A 16722-nucleotide genomic window follows, 5' to 3' on the forward strand; every position below is an offset into this window, starting at 1 on the left:
GCAGCAGGTACAGCACTGCACAGAACACCTCGTACAGATCGAGCTTGATCGGTTTGGTGCTGCGTCGAACGCTGCGCAACAGCGGCTCGATCTCGGCAAATTTCTCTCGACTGATGTCGCTTGGGTATGGCTTTCTTTTCACCCAAGGATTGTCGGGGGCAAAAAGATCGTAAACACGTTCTTAGTCCCCTGCCGGCAGCGCCGTGCGGTGCCGGTTGCCTGGCCGGGCGGGCATGGGGCCGTCGTCGTCCAGGTTGTCGGCCCAATCGGGGCCGAACAGTTCGGCGGGGTGCTGGCTGCGCTCCGAGCCGTTGCCGCAGAGCATGGCATCGGCAGCGCAGTAACGGTCGCAGCCCCAGCAGGTGCGTTCGGGGTGGGCCGGGTTGAGGGGGAATTTCTTTTGGGCCATCACGGTCTCCTGGCGGTTCTGCACCGGGACAGTGTGGCAGGGTGGAAAGAGTTACGCTGCGTATGGTTTCATTTGGCAGAAATCAATTTCAATAGGTGAAATAAACTCTGGCAAACGGCCTGTGCCCGCACGGCGGGGCGGTCACCGGCAAAGTGGTAGCAGGTGCTGGTGACCGTCCCGGCCACGCTCCAGCCCAGCCAGACGGTGCCGACCGGCTTGGCGCTGCTGCCGCCGCCGGGCCCGGCGATGCCGGTGCTGGCTACGGCCACCGGCACCCCGGCACGCTGCGCCGCCCCCTGGGCCATGGCGCGGACGACCGGTTCGCTGACCGCGCCGTGGGTGGCGATGAGGTTGGCGGGCACGCCCAGCAGTTCCGTCTTGGCAGCGTTGGAGTAGGTGACGAAGCCGCGTTCGAACCAGGTGCTGGAACCGGCGAGATCGGTACACGCGGCGGCGATCAGCCCGCCGGTGCAGCTTTCCGCGCTGGCCAGCATCCAGCCGCGCTGCTGCAACTGCTGGCCCAGGGCGACGACGATGGCGGGCAGGTCGTGCTGCATGGCTACCACATGCCCAGGTGGCGGCCCCCGGCCAGCACCAGCAGGGTGCAGAAGGCGGCGACCAGATCGTCGAACATGATGCCCCAGCCGCCGCGCCAGCCGCTGCCCTTGAAGCATCGGTCGGCCCAGCGCACCGGCTGCGGCTTGGCCGCATCGAACAGGCGGAACAGCGCAAACGCCAGGAGCTGCCCTTGCCAGCCTGCCGGGGCCAGCAGCCACAGCACCAGCCATATGCCGACCACTTCGTCCCAGACGACGCAGCCGGGGTCGTCCCGCCCCAGGTTGCGGGCGGTGACGGTGCAGGCCCACCAGCCGACCGGGATGGACAGGGCGATCAGCACGCCCAGCTGCCAGGCGTTGAGAACCTGTTGCAGCAGCACGAACACGCCCCAGCCCCACAGCGTGCCCGCCGTCCCGGGGGCGATGGGCGAGAGGCCGCTGCCAAAGCCCAGGCCCAGGCAGTGCGCCGGGTGGCGCAGCATGAAGGCCAGGGTGGGGCGCACCGGGGCGCGGGGCGGGGCGGCGGAATCTGGGGCGGAGCGGGGGGCGCCGGCCCCGGTCGGTTCAGGCCGGGACGTGAAGCGTTTCGGCTCGATGTCCTGCACGGAAGGGGGATTCTGGAAAGGCATGATTCTTGTGGAGTGCAAAGCGTCAGGCAAAGTGATCGAAGCCGGGCCAGCGCTGGGGCAGGCGCTCGCCCTGGGGGCCGAAAACGCGCAGGCCGGGCAGCGCCTCGATGTTGCCGATGCGGGTCACGGCGGTGGCGCAAACCCGGCCTGCGGCTTCTACGGCGGCCCGCTGGGCGCCGGGGGCGGTGAAGCACAGCTCGTAATCGTCGCCCCCGGCCAGGGTGCAGGCGTCGATGCGGCTGCTGGCCACGGCCCGCATCAGCGGGTGCCGGCTGGCGGCCAGCAACTGGCGCGTGGCGCGGACATCGATGCTGGCGCCGACGCCGCTGGCGTGCAGGATGTGCTGCAAATCGCCCAGCAGGCCGTCGCTCACGTCCAGGGCGCTGGTGGCGATGCCGCGCAGCGCCTGCCCCAGGGCCACGCGCGGGGTGGGCGCTTCCAGGCGCTGGCGGGCCTGGGCCAGCACCGGGGCGGGCAGCATGTGCTGGCGCAGCAGGGCGTCCAGCGCCAGGCGGGCATCGCCCAGGCTGCCGCTGACCCAGATGTCGTCGCCCACCTGGGCGCCGCTGCGCAGGATGGCCTGCCCGGCGGGCACTTCGCCGAAGACGGTGATGCAGATGTTCAGCGGCCCCTGCGTGGTGTCGCCCCCGACCAGTTCGCAATGGTGTGCGTCGGCCAGGGCCAGCAGCCCCTGGCTGAAGGACTGGCACCAGTCGGCATCGCCGTGCGGCAGGGCCAGCGCCAGGGTGAAGGCCAGCGGCTGCGCCCCGCAGGCGGCCAGGTCGGACAGGTTCACGGCCAGCGCCTTGTGGCCGAGCAGCCGGGGATCGACATCGGGCAGGAAGTGGCGGCCCTGCACCAGCATGTCGCTGGAGACGGCCAGCTGCATTCCCGGGCGCGGAGCCAGCAGGGCGCAGTCGTCGCCCACGCCCAGGGGGTTGCGCTCCGCCGGGCGCTGGAAGAAGCGCTGGATGAGATCGAATTCGCCCAAGGATTGCTTCATAAAAATAGCTGTTTCCGCTGATGAATAAACGTTTTCAGGTTTGAATCATATTGAAATCGTTGAAAACCAAGCGGAAGGAGCTATGTTTTTTTACGCTTGGGGCACGTTCTTACTGTATACCGTTCCCGCCATCATGGCAGCGCCGCCCCGCGAAAGCGCAGGGCCGCCTGGCGCGTGACCTCGCCCAGCAGCGGCTCGTCGGCGTGGCGCTCGCGCAGCCAGCAGGCGTCGTTGTGCCGGCGGGTGACGCTGTCGCGCAGCAGGGTGCAGGCGCTGCGGGCGTAGGGGGCGATGGCGTCCATGGTGCGCAGAATGTGTTCGGCCAGCGGCAGATGCTCGCAGGTGGCGGGGTCGACGTACATCGCATCCAGCCCGAAGCGGCAGGCCTGGAAGCGGTTGAAGGTGTAGACGAGGTAGTCGTCCTCGGTGGGGGTGAAGGGCTGAGTGTCCAGAAACCACGCGGCCAGGGCCTGCACGTAGCCGGCCAGGGCGGCGGCGCGTTCGATGCTCAGGGGGGTGTCGAACACGCGGATTTCGATGGTGCCGAATTCGGGCTTGGGGCGGATGTCCCAGTAAAAATCCTTCATGCCCTGGACGACGCCGGTGGCCGTCATCTTGTTGAAATACTGCGTAAATTCCGCCCAGGTCAGCACGCACGGCGCCCGCCCGGACAGGGGAAAGGCGAACACCGAGTTGAGCCGGGCCGAGTCGAAGGCCGTGTCCTGCCCCTGCACGAACGGGCTGGAAGCCGACAGCGCGATGCAGTGCGGGATGTAGCGGCTCATGCGGTGCAGCATCAGCAGGGCGGCATCGGCATCGGGGCAGCCGATGTGGACGTGCTGGCCGAAGATGGTGAACTGCTTGGTCAGGTAGCCGTAGAGCTGCGAGAGCTGGTGGAAGCGCTCTTTTTCGTAAATGCGCTGCTCGTGCCACTGCTGGAACGGGTGGGTGCCGCCCCCGGCCACGGCAATGTTGAGTTTGTCGGCGCTGGCCACCAGCGCATTGCGGATGGGGGTGAGCTGGGCCAGCACGTCGTCGGCATCCTGGCAGATGCCGGTGGAGATTTCGATCATGCTGCGCGTCATCTCCGGCACCACGGTGCCGGGCAGTTCGTGCTGGCGCATCAGGCGCAGCATGTCGGCGGCGTAGGGGGTCAGGTCGTAATCGTGGGTGTTGAGGAGCTGCAACTCCAGCTCCACCCCCAGCGTCAGGGGGCTGGAGGGGGCAAAGGCTTCAAGCGTCATGGCGTACTCCCAGGGTATCGCGGGCCTCGCCGGCGCGGCGCAGCGCCCAGGTGGCGCTGATGGCCCCGATCAATTCCATCAAAAGAATCGCTGGCAGCGCAATGCCAACGATGGTTTTGCCGTCCTCGACCAGCGCAAATGGTGCCGTCATCAGGAGGGCGACGGCCGACAGCGGCGTCATGGCGCACGCCGTCCACAGCGCCTGCCGCCAGCTGGTGCTGCTGCCCAGATGGCCCAGGCCGACGCCGACGGACTTGGCCGCCAGGCGCAGCACGATCAGCGCCAGCACGGCCAGGGTGATGCCCTCCGTCCAGGGGGCCTGCGCCGCCACCGTGGCCACCAGCACGAACATCACTACACCCAGCAGGGTGGCGATGCTGCCCAGCGCCTTGGCCCAGGGCAGGGGCCGGGGGCTGGCGTATTTCAGCGCCATGCCCGCCAGCAGCGCCGCCAGCGGGGCCGATCCGCCCAGGCCGCTGGCGCCCGCGCTGGCGGCGGCCACCAGGGCCAGCAGCACGATGGCGGTGTTCTGGCTCAACGGACTCATCCAGCGCAGCACCAGGTGCAGCAGGGCGAATAGCGCTGCGGCCACCACGGCGGACGTGAGCAGCACTTGCAATACCGGGGTGATGTCGTGCCACAGCGATTGCTGCGGGTTGGCGAAAATGTGCGCCTTGGCGGCGCTCAGCACCAGCGCATACAGGGTGGAGAGGGTGGACAGGGTCAGCGCCCGGTCGGTCACCGGCCCGGCGGCGCGGGTGTCGGCCACCACGCGCGACAGCAGCACGGGCGAGGCCGCCATGGCGATCAGCCCCAGCGGCCCGGCGCTGCGGGCCTCCACCCCCACGGCCTGCAGGCCGTAGAACACGGCGGCGTAGGTCAGCGTTGCCTCCAGCACGCTTTGCACCAGCACCATCGGGTTGTGCAGAAACCAGCGCACGTTGATGCGGGCGCCGCACTCGAACAGCACGGCAGCCACGCCCAGCTCCAGCAGGAGCAGCGCCGACCCGTGCAGCGGCCATAGCGCCGCACCAAAGCCGAACAGCCCGGCCAGCGTGCCGACCACCGCGTAGCCCAGCACCTTGGGCAGGCCCAGCTTGCGCTGGCAGGCGTACCCGGCCAGCGCGGCCAGGGCCAGCAGCAGCGCCCACTGCACCGTGGGCAGGGTGGCCCAGGCCGAAACGGCTTGGGCCTGGGCCGGTGCGAGGAGTTCTTCAGTCATGGCGGAGTTCCTTTCTTGTCCAGATCCGCCATGCCATGCCCGTTACGGCAGGAAGAAGCTGGCGGGTTTGGCCCGCAAGCGTTGGCGGATGGCAGCGTAGATGCGCGAACGCTCCACGCCATTGATGTTGTGCGCCCGCAGGGCCATGCGAAAAGCCAGGTAGAAACTGACCAGCACATTCAGCGCCCCGTTGACGGGCAGCAGCGCCAGCGCCCACCAGAAGGCCGGGTGCCGCACGATGTCCAGCCCGAACGTGGCGCTGGCCGCGCCCAGCTGGCCCGAGGACAGCGTGACGTGGCGCACTTCCAGCCCCAGGCCGAAGAACCCGGCAATCGCCGGCGTCAGCCCCAGCATCAGCCCCAGGGAAATATTCGCCGCGAACCCGGAAATGTTCGCACGCCAGAAATCCCCCCAGCGCCGGGCGCGGCGCCGACCCAGCCAGCGGGTGAAATGGGGGTTATACCGTATCGCCGAATCCAGGCGGTGCAAAACAAACCAGTTTTCCACCCACCCGGCGATCAGGCTGCTGGCAAACAGCAGCACCCCGGTAAACGCCGCAAACAGCGCCGACGGCCCCAGCACGTGCAGGGAATCCAGCACCTCCTGCGCATGTTCCTCGGTCAGCGGCGGGCTGCCGAAGGTCTGCGCCACCACCAGCGACAGCAGCAGCGCGGCCGGGAAGACCACCAGCACGTTGCCCAGAATCGCCGCCACCTGGGTGCGCACCAGGTTGGCCACCTCGTCGACAAAGGCTTGCAGCGTGGCCGGGACATCGTCGCTGGCCTGCATGTCCTTGAGCTTGGCGGCCATCGCCGGGGCGGTCATGGCCGGCTGCTTGGTTGCCACCGTCCAGTGAAAGAGCTGGATCAGCACGAAGCTGATCGCGTAATTCACCCCCGCCCAGAAGCCGCCCCAGAATGCCGAGAACGCCAGCGCCGCAATGCCGAATTTCAGCAGCGTGGTGGCCGACATCAGCAGCCCCCCGCCGGCGGCGCGGCGCACCATCTCCATGTATTCGTTGCGGTTGTGGCTGATGTAGTGTTCGCCCGTTTCGGCGCTGCGCTCGGTCACCTTGGCGGCCAGCAGCGACGAGTTCGTCGCCCACAGGTGGCGCAGGCTGCGCCGGTCGCGCCCGACGCTGACGAAGCCGGCCAGCAGCCGTGCTGCCTCCTGCTCCGGGTGTTCGCTGGTCAGGCAGGACAGCAACTGGCGCACGCGCACGATGCGGGTGCGCACCTGGCGCAGGCGGAACACCAGCCCCACGGAAATCCCCTCGTCGGCAAAGTGCTGGTACACCGTGCCAATGGCCGCGCGGCAGGCATCCAGGCGCTCGCGCAGGCGCTGCTCGGCCTGCTCCAGCCGCTCGGGCGTGCGCAGGCCGTGGACGACTTCGACACGGAAGTTCTCCACATCGTGGATCAGCGCATGAAACGGCTGCTGGTCGCGGGCCTCCTCGCTCATGCGCAGGCGCAGCTCGGGCGAAAACCCGTTGGCCAGAATCTGCCCGGCACAGTAGGTGATGGCCCCCAGCAGCGCGTGCCGCCAGAAGCCGATGCCCTGCTGCGCATCCGGCGGCGTGAGCAGCGCGGCCAGGCGCTGCAATAGCGGCTCGGGCAGGGCCGTGAGCCAGCGGGCATCGAACTCGTGCGGCAGGGCGATCGAGAACAGCTCGGACGCATCGATCGTCTCGGGCGTGCCCGGCAGCAGCTTCAGGCGCAGGCGGTCGGCCAGCTCGGTGACCATGGCGGTGCGCGGCGCAAAGCCGAAGTCCGCCAGCAAGGTGGTGATGTCCACCGTGCCGCTAAAGCGCTGCCACCACAGTTGCAGGCGCAAGCGCAGCTCGGGGTCGGCCTCGATTGCGGCCACGAAGGACTCGGCCTTGCTCAGGGCCACCTCGACCGACGGCGCTGCCGAGCGCAGCCACTGCAACAGGTGCAGCAGCCACAGGTGGCGCTCGGCCAGTTCGGCATGGGGGTCAAGCTCGGCCAGCAGGCGGGGAAGGTCGTAAGAAGAATGGCGCATAGGGCGGGAATGGTAAAGCAGTCCGCCGTTCTGGCCGCCTGCACCAAACTGCGACAATCACGGCCCTATGAGCCGCAACACCGCCCCTACCTACCGCATCGCCCCGTCCATCCTGTCCGCCGACTTTGCCCGCCTGGGCGAGGAAGTGCGCAACGTCATCGCCGCAGGCGCGGACTGGATTCACTTCGACGTGATGGACAACCACTACGTGCCCAACCTGACCTTCGGCCCCATGGTCTGCCAGGCGCTCAAGTCCCACGCCGTCACCCCCGATGGCCGCCCGGTGCCCATCGACGTGCATCTGATGGTGCAGCCCGTCGATGCGCTGGCCCAGGCGTTTGCCCAGGCCGGGGCCGACCTCATCAGCTTCCACCCGGATGCCAGCGCCCACGTCCACCGCAGCATCCAGGCCATCAAGGCCGCCGGCTGCCAGCCCGGCCTGGTGTTCAACCCCGCCCAGCCGCTGGACGTGCTGGACTGGGTGATCGAGGACATCGACCTCATCCTGCTGATGAGCGTGAACCCCGGCTTCGGCGGCCAGAGCTTCATCGACAGCACCCTGCGCAAGATCGAGGCCGCCCGCAAGCGCATCGACGCCAGCGGCAAGGACATCCGCCTGGAAGTCGATGGCGGCATCAAGGCCGGCAACATCCGCGCCGTGGCCGATGCCGGGGCCGACACCTTTGTTGCGGGCAGCGCCATCTTCGGCAAGCCCGATTACCGGGCGGAAATCGACGCCATGCGGCACGCGCTTCAGAAATAAGAGCTTTTTCCGCTGATGTAAAAACGATTTCAGGTTGATAAATATCTGAAATAGTTATCAATTCAGCGGAATAAGCTATCGATAGCATAGAAATGCAGCTACAAATCCCTTCTGCCGCCCCGTTGGAGGTGGACGCCATCCTGCTCGACCTGGACGGCACCCTGGTCAATACCCTGGGCGACTTTGCCCAGGCGCTCAACCGTATGCTGGCCGATCTGGCCCTGCCGGCCATCGACGCATCGGCGATCGAACACATGGTGGGCAAGGGCACGGAGCATCTGCTGCGCTCGGTGCTGGCCCATGTGGGCGTGCCCGACGTGGCCGTCCGCTACCAGGACGCCTGGCAGCGCTACGAACACCACTACCTGCAATTGAACGGCCAGTACGCCCAGGTCTACCCCGGCGTGCTGGCGGGCTTGCAGGCGCTGGCTGCTGCCGGGCTGCCGCTGGTCTGCCTGACGAACAAGCCCCTGGCCTTTGCCCGCCCCCTGCTCCAGGCCAAGGGGCTGGAAAAGTTTTTTCAGCAGGTGTACGGCGGCGATTCCTTCGCCCGGAAAAAGCCCGATCCGCTGCCGCTGCTCGAAGCCTGCAAGGCCCTGGGCACCGCGCCGCAGCGCACGCTGATGGTGGGCGACTCCAGCAACGACGCCCAGGCGGCACGCGCGGCGGGCTGTCCGGTGGTGCTGATGACCTATGGCTACAACCACGGGGTGCCCATCACCGATACCCCGGCGTTGGGGTATCTAGATCGGCTGGAGGCGTTGCGGGTGGTGGCTGGCTAGTTCGCTGGCGGTAGTCGCTGTTTTTGTGATTTTTTGGGGCTGCTGGCCGGGACTCGCCCCGGCGGGCGACTCACTTTCTTGCCCGCGCAAGAAAGTAAGCAAAGAAAGCGCGTGGCGCGGCCTGTGCCGTGGAACTCGCTTTGCGCCTGCGGCGCTCCGCTCGGACAGCCACGGCAAGCATGATTTGCTAGCGCTCTGCTTGCGGAAACGCTGCGCTTCTTTTCATTGTTCTTGAAGGAATGGCTTCTCGCTTTTGCTGCGCAAGCCTCGAAGCCATTTAGCCATTTTTTTCGCGCTCTTTACTTTTTTGGGCGCAGCGCTCAAACAACACCGAGCGCGAAGTCGCGCCCCACGACGCAGGGCGCACCCATCAGGGCGCAGCCCCGAGAACCAGCAAGCCGCATCCAATCTGACTCGCCGTGGCTGTCCGAGCGGAGCGCCCAAAGGGCGCAAAGCGAGTTCCACGGCGTAAAAGCTGCGCAGCACGCTTTCTTTGCCTCCTTTCTTGCGCGTGCAAGAAAGGAGGTCGCCTGCCGGGGCGAGACCCGGCCAGCAGCCTAAAAATCCATAAAGATCGATAAAACCCCGTCAAAAAACCTCAGAACGTCTCCCAATCATCGTTCTCCGCCCCTTTGCTAGCCCCAGCAGACTTGACCGCAGGCGCCGCCAGCGCCGCCGGTTTGGCAGCAGCCGCTTTGGCCGGTGCCGAAGCAGGACGCGGGGCGCTCCCCCCCAGGCCGGGGGCTTTGGCTGCGGGCTTCGGGGCCGGTTTGGGCGCAACTGCCGTAGGTGCAGGTTTTGCAGCAGGTACAGCTGCGGCCATTGCCACAGGCGCCGGGCGGGGCGTGCCGGCGCGGCTGCCGTTGACCTGGAAGAAGGCCATGGCCTGCACCAGCTGCGCTGCCTGGCCGCGCAGGTTGTCGGCGGCTGCGGCGCTTTCTTCGACCAGGGCGGCGTTCTGCTGGGTGGCGCGGTCCATCTGCATGATGGCATCGCCCACCTGCACGACGCCGGAGCTTTGCTCGCGGCTGGCCGCGCTGATCTCGCCCATGATGTCGGTGACGCGGCGGATGGCGCCGACCATTTCCTGCATCGAGGCGCCCGCCTGATCGGCCAGCTGCGTGCCGTGGCCGACGCGCTGCACGCTGGTGTCGATGAGGCCCTTGATCTCCTTGGCGGCGTCGGCGCTGCGCCCGGCCAGGGCCCGCACTTCGGCGGCGACGACGGCAAAGCCCCGGCCCTGCTCGCCCGCGCGGGCCGCTTCCACGGCGGCGTTCAGCGCCAGGATGTTGGTCTGGAAGGCGATGCCGTCGATCACGCCGATGATGTCGGCGATGCGCTGGCTGCTTTCCTGGATGTCGCGCATGGTGGTGACCATCTGCTCGACCACGCTGCCGCTTTGGCTGGCGACGTCGTTGGCGCTCATGGCCAGCTGGTTGGCCTGGGCGGCGTTGTCGGCGTTCTGGCGCACGGTGGAGCCGAGCTGTTCCATGGATGCGGCAGTTTGCTCCAGGGCGCTGGCCTGCTGTTCGGTGCGGCCCGACAGGTCGTTGTTGCCCTGGGCGATTTCGGTGCTGGCGGTGGCTACGCTGTCAGCGCTCTGGCGCACGCCGGAGACGATGTCCGCCAGCCGGGCCTGCATGTCGTGCAGGGTGCGCAGCAAGGTGGCGGTCTCGTCCTTGCCGCTGACGGCGATGGTCTGGGCCAGGTTGCCCTGGGCAATGCCCTGGGCGTGGTCTACGGCCTGCGCCAGGGGCCGGGTGATCGAGCGGCCCAGCGACCAGGCGCCCAGCAGCCCCAGCACCAGGGTGAGGGCGGCGCAGGTGCCCAGGATGATCTGGCTTTGTCGCACTTCGGCCAGGGCGTCGGTGCGGGTCTGGGTGTAGATTTCCAGCTGGGCCTGCTCGAACCGCTCCAGCGCCCGGTCGTAGGCTTCGGCCAGGGGCCGGAGGTCGTCTTCCACTTCCTGGGCAACGTATTCACCGCTGGCGTTGCGCTCCATGAGCTGTGCCCGCAGGTTGCGGTAGGCGGTGCGCTCCTGGCCCATGGCCTGGAAGAGCTGGCGGCCGCGCTCGGTGTGCAGCAGTGCTTCGATTTTCTTTTGCGCCTCGCTGATGATGGCCGAGGTGGCGGCGATTTCCGGCTCCCAGATCTTGTTGAACTGCGGGTCCGGGTTGAGCAGCATGGCACGGGTGCGGATCCAGTTCTTCTGGGTGTTTTCGCGCCAGCGCACGGTTTCCTGCAGGCGCGTGTTGTCGTACCGGGCCATGGTTTCGGTGACGTCGCTGATCACCTGCATGCGCCAGATGCCCAGGCTGGTGAGCAGCACCATGATGAACAGGACGGCGCCTGAGCCCAGGTTCAGGCGGGTGCGGACTTTCAAGTCGTTCATTTGCATGGCAGGCTTTCGGAGTGACAAGGTACGGGAGGCAGTTTAGGGGATGCGGCAGACGGGCTGCGGCAGGCGCAGGCCGGTTTTCAATCCGGCTGGCCGAGCAGGGCCTGCTTGAGTACCGGGTCGGCGGGCCGGGGGCCGAGCCAGATGCTCAGAAGGGCATCGAAGAACTCCCGGTCCTTGAAGGTGTCGGACTTGACGACGCCGTTATGCGACACCACGGTGCCGGTGCCGGGGATCCAGTCCATGACCAGCTCGTCGCCGGGCTGGAGTTTTTTGATGTCCGTGAACACCTGGCTGATTTGCAGCATCGAGGGTGCGAGGCGGTAGAACACGGCCTTGTCGGCGTTGGCCTCCAGGCTGCGCAGGAACAGGCGCGACAGCTCCTCGGCGTCGATGGTGCGCAGCGGCACCAGGCGAATGCGCTTGGGGCCGGTCAGGGCATTGGCCTGCGCCTGGGTCTGCGCCTTTTCCGGCAGGTAGATGCCGGCGGCGTAGATCTTGAACATCAGCTTGTGGCGAATGCCCGCGCCGTTGAGCGTCAGGGTGCTGCCGTGCAGCTCCAGCTGCGGTGCAAAAGGCACGTTGGCCAGCGTCACGGTAGCCGACGTTGCCGCCGGGCCGGCAGCATGGCCGGTACAGGAAAGGGCCAGGGCGCCTGCGAGTACGGCAGCGTTCCAGAGACCATGGGCAGGCAGGGGAGACGGCATTCGGAGCCCTTCGATAACGTGAGAAATTGAAACTAATTGTAGTGTGCAGGCGATAGTTTTTCTGTACCTTGCCATTTCACGATGCCCGCCGTGTTCTGACGCGGGGTGAATGGGCTTGCGCCGTTGGTGAAGGCGTTTTGCGCAAAACTTACCTAAAATCGTGGGTTTTCCAAGAAATACCCGCTTTTTTGTTCCAGGGAGAAGCTTTTCACCCCGGATGGAACCCCCAGGAGGACTTCCCGAATGCAAGGTTTGCACCTGACCGCCGACTTGTACCAATGTTCCTGCGATCGCGCACTCATGATTAGTGCGGATGCCATTGCCCAGTTGTGCCGAAGTCAGACCGATGCCTCGGGCCTGACCCTGGTGGACGACAAGTGGGTCAAGTTTCCCGAATGGCAGGGCCAGCCCGGCGGCGTCACCGGGGCGGTGCTGCTGGCCGAATCGCACCTGGCCATCCACACCTGGCCGGAGACGGGCAACGTCACCATCGACGTGTACGTGTGCAACTTCTCGGACGACAACTCGGCCAAGGCCCGGGCGCTGATGGATGGCGTGGTGGCGGCCTACGCCCCCCGGGATGCCGTGCGCCAGCAACTGTGGCGCGGCGATATCTCGACCAATACCGTCGGTCAATACCCCTGGGTGATGGAACAGATCACACCCCATGCGGCGTTTGGCTTCCGGGCGCACGACGTGCAGCGTACGCAGACACCGTTCCAGACGCTGGAGATGATGGATACGCCCAGCTTTGGCCGCGTGATGCGCCTGGACGACCGCTTCATGACCAGCGAGGGCGAGGAATTTTTCTACCACGAGTGCATGGCCCACCCCGCCGCCATCGCGCATCCGGCGCCGCGGCAGGCGCTGGTCATCGGCGGCGGCGACGGCGGCCTGGCCGAGGAACTGCTGAAACACAACACGCTGCAGCGCGTGGTGCTGGCCGAACTGGACGAGGCCGTCATCCGCGCCAGCCAGGCGCAATTGCCGCGCGTGCACAACGGTGTGTGGGACGACCCGCGCCTGCAATTGCAGATCGGCGACGGCATGGCGTATGTGGACGCCACGACCGAACGCTTCGACCTGATCGTGCTGGACCTGACTGACCCCGACACGCCGGCCGGTTCCCTCTACAGCGCCGAGGCGTTGCAGCGGATGCGCCGCGTCCTGAACCCCGGCGGGGCGCTGGTGCTGCACCTGGGCAGCCCGGTGTTCCATCCCGAACAGGTGCAGGCCCTGGCCGCCACGCTGCACGGCTGCTTTGCCCAGGTGGCGTGCTACGGCGTCTACGTGCCGCTGTACGGTGCGTACTGGGGCATGGCGGTGTGTTCCGACACCTTGCAGCCCACCGCGCTGACCGCGCAGGATGTGGCACGGCGCCTGGCCGAGCGTGGCGTGGGCGAGCTGCAGTACTACAACGACCAGGTGCATGGCGCCCTGTTCGCCCTGCCCAATTACTACCGCAAGCTGGTGCAGCCTGAAAAATAAAAGAGCTGCTACCGCTGATGAACAAAGGGATTCAAGGTTTTATAGCATTGAATCCCTTTGTTTTCGTGCGGTGACAGCTATTTTTAATGGGCCGGCTGGCCTTGTGGCGCCTCCGGCGGCGCATCCGTGCCCAGCAGGGCCTGCTTGAGCAGGGCGTCGGCCGGCTTGTCCCCCAGCCAGATGCCCAGCATGGCGGTGAAGAAGGCCGGATCGGCAAACTGCGCCCCCTGGGGCTGGCCGTTGATCGAGATGCTCATGCCCGTGCCCGGCACCCAGTCCAGGGCGAAGCTGTCGCCGTTGCGCAGCTTTTTCTGCTGGGCAAACAGCTCGCCCATCCGCACCACGCCCGGCAGCACGTGGCCCAGCTCCTGGCGCGGGGTGTTCTGCTCGATGCCTTTGGTAAACAGCTTGCCCAGCTCGTTGGCGTCGATGTCGCGCAGCATGTGGATTTCCAGGCGCTTGGGGCCGGGCTGCTGCAGTATCTGGGGGAAGCTGTGCGCTTTTTGCGGCAGGTACAGGCTGGCGTGGTAGACCTTGAACACGGCCTTGTAGCGCGTTCCCGAACCGTTGAGCACCAGGGTCTGGCCGTCCAGCGTGAAATGCTCGGGAGGCGTGTCCGAGGCCGCCGCTCGGGTTGCCAGGGGCAGCAGGGCCGTCAGCAGCAAGGCCAGGGCGGGGAGGAAAAAACGGCAGGCACGCAGCATAGAAAGTCCTTGCAAAATCAATTAAACACGAACGGTCGTGCTTTTGATGTGGGCAGATTCTCTGGCGCGGCTGCACCGCTGGCAAGGCCGTCCGCTGCTGCCCTAGGGTAAATGCCGGTCGGGAAAACGTGGGGTGGCTGCCTGCCCCCGGGCGGGCGATTGCCATGCGCTACACTCCCGACCCATGTTCATTCACTACGCGTTCATTGCAGGTTGTGCCGACCGGGGAGCCTGGCCCTGGCGTAAGCCTGCTGCTGTAACCGCTTGAAGCGCCGCGTGGCGCACTTGGGCGGTGGCTGCCCGGGCCACCGCCGTTGAATGAACCGCAGCACCGCAACGTCTGCTGCCCCTTGTTGCAAGGAAACCCCTCCCGTGATTACCGAGCTGGAATTTCAAAGCCTGGCGCGTGCCGGCTACCACCGCATCCCCCTCGTCACCGAAGCCTTTGCCGACCTGGAAACCCCGCTGTCGCTGTACCTGAAGCTGGCGCACGCCCACGGCGACGGCACGAACAGCTTTCTGCTGGAGTCCGTCGAAGGCGGCGAGCGCTTTGGCCGCTACAGCTTCATCGGCCTGCCCGCGCGGACTTTGCTGCGGGCCAGCGGCTTCGGGGCCGAGGCGAAAACCGAAGTCGTCACCGACGGCCAGGTGGTCGAAAGCCACCAGGGCAACCCGCTGGACTTCATCGCCCAGTACCAGCAGCGCCTGAAAGTGGCGCTGGTGCCGGGCCTGCCGCGCTTTTGCGGCGGGCTGGCGGGCTACTTCGGCTACGACGCGGTGCGCTACATCGAACCCAAGCTGGAAAAAACCTGCCCGCCCGACGGCCTGAACTGCCCGGACATCCTGCTGTTGCAGTGCGAGGAGGTGGCGGTGATCGACAACCTCTCGGGCAAGCTGTATTTCATCGTCTACGCCGACCCGGGCCGCGCCGAAAGCTACAGCCGCGCCAAGAAGCGGATGCGCGAATTGAAGGAGCTGCTGCGCTACTCGGTCAGCGTGCCGCAGATCAAGGGCGGCGACAGCCACCCGGCGCAGCGCAGCTTTGCCAAGGCCGACTATCTGGCTGCCGTGCAGCGGGCCAAGGATTTGATTGCGGCGGGCGACTTCATGCAGGTGCAGGTCGGCCAGCGCATCCACAAGCGCTATACCGAATCGCCCCTGTCGCTGTACCGGGCGCTGCGCTCGCTCAACCCCTCGCCGTACATGTATTTCTACAACTTCGGCAGCTTCCAGGTGGTCGGCTCCAGCCCCGAGATTCTGGTGCGCCAGGACAAGGTCGAGGGCGGCGAGAAAATCACCATCCGCCCCCTGGCCGGCACCCGCCCGCGCGGCGCCACGCCCGAGGCCGATGTCGCCACCGAACACGAACTGCTGGCCGACCCCAAGGAACGCGCCGAGCATGTGATGCTGATCGACCTGGCCCGCAACGACATTGGCCGCATCGCCCAGACCGGCAGCGTGAAGGTGACCGAGGCCTTCGTCGTCGAGCGCTACAGCCACGTCATGCACATCGTCAGCAACGTGGAAGGGCTGCTCAAACCCGGCCTGTCCAGCATGGACGTGCTGAAAGCCAGCTTTCCGGCCGGCACGCTGTCCGGGGCGCCCAAGGTGCACGCGATGGAGCTGATCGACCAGCTGGAGCCGACCAAGCGCGGCATCTACGGCGGCGCGGTGGGCTACTTGAGTTTTGCTGGGCACATGGACATGGCGATCGCCATCCGTACCGGCGTGATCCAGAACGGCACGCTGTACGTGCAGGCCGCCGCCGGGGTGGTGGCCGATTCCGTGCCCGAGCTGGAATGGCAGGAAACCGAACACAAGGCCCGCGCCCTGCTGCGTGCGGCGGAACTGGTGGAAGAAGGATTGGAATGACGTTGGCCATCGATAAAGTGCCGCACTGCACCAGCATGACCGAGGTGCGTGCGGGCGTGAATGCCCTGGACGATGTGCTGGTGCCCCTGCTGGTCGAGCGCAGCGGCTACATGACCCAGGCCGCGCGGGTGAAGAACGACGATGGCCTGGTGCGCGACGAGGAGCGCATCGAAACCATCGTGCAGCGCGTGCGCCAGCAGGCGCAGGCCCAGGGCGGCAACCCCGACCTGATCGAGCGCATCTACCGCGCCATGATGGAGTGCTACATCGCCTACGAACACGACGAGCTGGCCCGGCTCCGCGCCGCCGGCCTGCCGCCGAAGCAAGGGGAATCGGTATGAAAGTCCTGATGCTGGACAACTACGACAGCTTTACCTACAACATCGTGCAGTACCTGGGCGAACTGGGCGCCGATGTCACCGTGGTGCGCAACGACGAAATGCCGTTGGAGCAGCTCGTGGCGCTGGTGGCGGAGCAGGGCATCGAGCGCATCGTCATCTCGCCCGGGCCGTGTTCCCCGGCGGAAGCCGGTATCTCCGTCCCGACCATCCGGCACTTTGCCGGCAAGCTGCCGGTGCTGGGCGTGTGCCTGGGCCATCAGGCGATTGGCGCGGCCTTTGGCGGCGACATCATCCGTGCCGGGCAGCAGATGCACGGCAAGACCAGCGTCATCAGCACCGACCAGCAGGGCGTGTTTGCCGGCCTGCCCAAGCAGTTCACGGTGAACCGCTACCACTCGCTGGTGATCGACAAAACCACCCTGCCCGACTGCCTGACCGTCACCGCCACCAGCGAGGACGGCGAAATCCAGGGCGTGCGCCACAAGACGCTGGCCGTGGAAGGCGTGCAGTTCCACCCCGAAAGCATCCTGACCGAGCATGGCCATGCGATGCTGAAAAACTTTTTGAAAGCGGCGTAATGC

At 66.6% G+C, this 16722-nt stretch carries 16 protein-coding genes and 1 pseudogene; 6 read left to right on the forward strand and 11 right to left on the reverse strand.

The window, feature by feature from the left end; genetic code table 11:
• The 8 genes and pseudogenes from ACFO3A_RS06535 to ACFO3A_RS06570 all read right to left on the reverse strand — a co-directional run.
• Nucleotides 1–142, reverse strand: a pseudogene (locus tag ACFO3A_RS06535) (IS5/IS1182 family transposase); the annotation flags it as partial.
• A gap of 39 nt (nucleotides 143–181) precedes the next feature.
• Nucleotides 182–409, reverse strand: a complete 228-nt coding sequence (locus tag ACFO3A_RS06540; RefSeq protein ID WP_377725014.1) for a DUF3079 domain-containing protein — start codon at nucleotides 407–409, stop codon at nucleotides 182–184.
• Nucleotides 410–477: 68 nt separating this feature from the next.
• A complete protein-coding gene (locus tag ACFO3A_RS06545; protein WP_377725015.1) occupies nucleotides 478–966 on the reverse strand; it encodes a CinA family protein in 489 nt (162 codons plus the stop codon).
• A gap of 2 nt (nucleotides 967–968) precedes the next feature.
• Nucleotides 969–1448 (reverse strand): phosphatidylglycerophosphatase A family protein, encoded by a 480-nt coding sequence (locus ACFO3A_RS06550; RefSeq protein WP_377725386.1) that lies wholly within the window; start codon nucleotides 1446–1448, stop codon nucleotides 969–971.
• A gap of 169 nt (nucleotides 1449–1617) precedes the next feature.
• Nucleotides 1618–2586, reverse strand: coding sequence for a thiamine-phosphate kinase (gene thiL / locus ACFO3A_RS06555; protein WP_377725387.1), 969 nt, complete (start codon nucleotides 2584–2586; stop codon nucleotides 1618–1620).
• Between the two features lie 143 nt (nucleotides 2587–2729).
• Nucleotides 2730–3842, reverse strand: coding sequence for a YbdK family carboxylate-amine ligase (locus tag ACFO3A_RS06560; RefSeq protein ID WP_377725017.1), 1113 nt, complete (start codon nucleotides 3840–3842; stop codon nucleotides 2730–2732).
• Nucleotides 3832–5064 (reverse strand): cation:proton antiporter domain-containing protein, encoded by a 1233-nt coding sequence (locus ACFO3A_RS06565; RefSeq protein ID WP_377725019.1) that lies wholly within the window; start codon nucleotides 5062–5064, stop codon nucleotides 3832–3834. Before ACFO3A_RS06565 ends, ACFO3A_RS06560 begins: the two co-directional genes overlap by 11 nt.
• A gap of 42 nt (nucleotides 5065–5106) precedes the next feature.
• Entirely contained in the window at nucleotides 5107–7086 is a 1980-nt protein-coding gene (locus tag ACFO3A_RS06570; RefSeq protein WP_377725021.1) for a site-specific recombinase, read from the reverse strand.
• 67 nt (nucleotides 7087–7153) lie between these two features.
• On the opposite strand from ACFO3A_RS06570, the gene rpe reads away from it, so the two are divergent.
• Both rpe and gph read left to right on the forward strand, forming a co-directional pair.
• A complete protein-coding gene (rpe, locus tag ACFO3A_RS06575; RefSeq protein ID WP_377725022.1) occupies nucleotides 7154–7849 on the forward strand; it encodes a ribulose-phosphate 3-epimerase in 696 nt (231 codons plus the stop codon).
• Between the two features lie 92 nt (nucleotides 7850–7941).
• A complete protein-coding gene (gene gph, locus ACFO3A_RS06580) occupies nucleotides 7942–8631 on the forward strand; it encodes a phosphoglycolate phosphatase (protein WP_377725024.1) in 690 nt (229 codons plus the stop codon).
• 598 nt (nucleotides 8632–9229) lie between these two features.
• Here the strand turns inward: gph and ACFO3A_RS06585 are convergent.
• Nucleotides 9230–11029: a methyl-accepting chemotaxis protein gene (locus ACFO3A_RS06585; protein WP_377725026.1), complete on the reverse strand. Its 1800-nt coding sequence runs from the start codon at nucleotides 11027–11029 to the stop codon at nucleotides 9230–9232.
• A gap of 80 nt (nucleotides 11030–11109) precedes the next feature.
• The gene (locus ACFO3A_RS06590) at nucleotides 11110–11736 is read right to left on the reverse strand and encodes a chalcone isomerase family protein (protein ID WP_377725027.1); all 627 of its coding nucleotides are present in this window, start codon (nucleotides 11734–11736) and stop codon (nucleotides 11110–11112) included.
• A gap of 243 nt (nucleotides 11737–11979) precedes the next feature.
• On the opposite strand from ACFO3A_RS06590, the gene speE reads away from it, so the two are divergent.
• On the forward strand, nucleotides 11980–13224 hold the full coding sequence (gene speE / locus ACFO3A_RS06595) for a polyamine aminopropyltransferase (RefSeq protein ID WP_377725028.1): 1245 nt from the start codon (nucleotides 11980–11982) through the stop codon (nucleotides 13222–13224).
• A gap of 83 nt (nucleotides 13225–13307) precedes the next feature.
• Here the strand turns inward: speE and ACFO3A_RS06600 are convergent, their stop codons facing one another.
• The gene (locus ACFO3A_RS06600) at nucleotides 13308–13928 is read right to left on the reverse strand and encodes a chalcone isomerase family protein (RefSeq protein ID WP_377725030.1); all 621 of its coding nucleotides are present in this window, start codon (nucleotides 13926–13928) and stop codon (nucleotides 13308–13310) included.
• A 372-nt stretch (nucleotides 13929–14300) separates the two neighbouring features.
• Here ACFO3A_RS06600 and trpE point away from each other — a divergent pair, with 372 nt between their 5' ends.
• The 3 genes from trpE to ACFO3A_RS06615 are packed head-to-tail and all read left to right on the forward strand — an operon-like array spanning nucleotide 14301 to nucleotide 16719.
• Complete coding sequence (gene trpE, locus ACFO3A_RS06605) at nucleotides 14301–15800, forward strand: anthranilate synthase component I (protein ID WP_377725032.1); 1500 nt, start codon at nucleotides 14301–14303, stop codon at nucleotides 15798–15800.
• On the forward strand, nucleotides 15797–16141 hold the full coding sequence (locus ACFO3A_RS06610) for a chorismate mutase (RefSeq protein ID WP_377725034.1): 345 nt from the start codon (nucleotides 15797–15799) through the stop codon (nucleotides 16139–16141). The genes trpE and ACFO3A_RS06610 overlap by 4 nt, the downstream gene beginning before the upstream one ends.
• Nucleotides 16138–16719, forward strand: coding sequence for an anthranilate synthase component II (locus tag ACFO3A_RS06615; protein WP_377725035.1), 582 nt, complete (start codon nucleotides 16138–16140; stop codon nucleotides 16717–16719). Before ACFO3A_RS06610 ends, ACFO3A_RS06615 begins: the two co-directional genes overlap by 4 nt.
• The last annotated feature ends 3 nt before the right edge of the window (nucleotides 16720–16722 follow it).

Origin of the sequence: Comamonas nitrativorans (assembly GCF_042654765.1) — a bacterium.
GTDB lineage: Bacteria > Pseudomonadota > Gammaproteobacteria > Burkholderiales > Burkholderiaceae_C > Comamonas > Comamonas nitrativorans.